The organism is Endozoicomonas sp. ONNA1 (assembly GCF_024606325.1).
GTDB lineage: Bacteria > Pseudomonadota > Gammaproteobacteria > Pseudomonadales > Endozoicomonadaceae > Endozoicomonas_A.
This window is the reverse complement of the sequence record NZ_JAHHPN010000140.1, coordinates 1-1,222: the sequence shown is the minus strand read 5'-3', so window position 1 is coordinate 1,222 and position 1,222 is coordinate 1. Positions and strand designations below refer to the sequence as shown.

The 1,222-nt window shown below is 50.9% G+C and carries 1 protein-coding gene; it reads right to left on the bottom strand.

Annotation, left to right across the window (positions count from 1 at the left end; all coding sequences use genetic code 11):
- Positions 1 to 1,053, bottom strand: a 1,053-nt coding sequence (locus tag KDK19_RS03330) for an IS3 family transposase (RefSeq protein ID WP_257291331.1), incomplete at its 3' end; no start/stop codon positions are given.
- Between the last annotated feature and the right edge of the window lie 169 nt (positions 1,054 to 1,222).

Sequence of the window (1,222 nt, the reverse complement as noted above, 5' to 3'; positions counted from 1 at the left end):
ACAATGCTGCTGATTCTCTGATCGCTCAGGGTTAAGCCATACCTCTGCCGGTAATTGCCAGTTTCTGGTTTCACGGCTTCCCCAACGCTCAGGGTGTTGCTCTTTTGCTTTACGGTAAACTCTTTCACGATTCAGAACCTTCTTCTGAGCCTTCCCTGTGTGTCTGTCGCAGGGTGTCTGGAACTTGATGCCACTGTGCTTATGCTCCATGTTGTACCAGTTTACGAACCCATACACCCACTCTCTGGCTGACTCCAGACTGGCGAAGTGATTCGGATACCCGGGACGATATTTCATGGTTCTGAAGCCTGACTCTGAGTATGAGTTATCGTTACTCACGCGTGGCCTGCTGAACGATGTCTGTACACCCAGTTGCTGAAGAGTACTTAGCATAGTCGCCCCCTTCATCGGGCTGCCATTATCCGAATGCAGGACCAGCGGTTGTTCCTGAAGACTGATCTTATGCTGCATGAAGGCTTTGCGGATCATCTGAGCAGCCAGGTCAGAGGACTCCCTCTCATGGACTTCCCAAGTCACAATCATGCGGCTATAAACGTCCAGAACCAAATAGAGGTAATAATATTTACCCCTGATGGGCGACCCCAAAAAGGTTATATCCCACGACCAGAGCTGATTTGGTGCCGTGGCCCGATGCGATGTCGGCTTCCGCTTTACTGGCTTCTGACTGCGACCTCGGTGATGCTGTTGATTATGAGCCTTCAGCACTCGATAAAAGCTTGACTCAGAAGCTATATAAACACCTTCGTCGGCCAGTGTCGGTACAATCTGGCATGGCGACTTACTTTTGAATCGCTCGCTGTTACAGACTTTCAGAATCTCGTTTTGCTCGCTCTTGGTTAGTTGGTTGGCAGGCATTGGCCGGTCTGCGTATTGACGCTGATCTTCCCGCACCTGTTCTACATCTTTTTGCCAGCGCTGAACCGTGCGTATCGACAGGTTGAGAGCAGCACAGGCTTTCACTTTACGTGCCCCCTGTGAAACAGCTTCCTGGATTAAAGCAACGGCTTCCTTGCGATCAGGGAGAGGAATCAATCGTCCTCGCGCTCCCCCCAGATCGCGTTTGCCTTTTTTGTTAGAACCAACAGTGCTGCGGTTTCAGCAAGTGCTTTGTCTTTGCGTTTGAGTTCTTTTTCCAGTTTCTGGATGCGCTTCTTGTCATCTCGTCTGGCAGCGGCCTGTACCTGACGGGATTCAGCAGGCT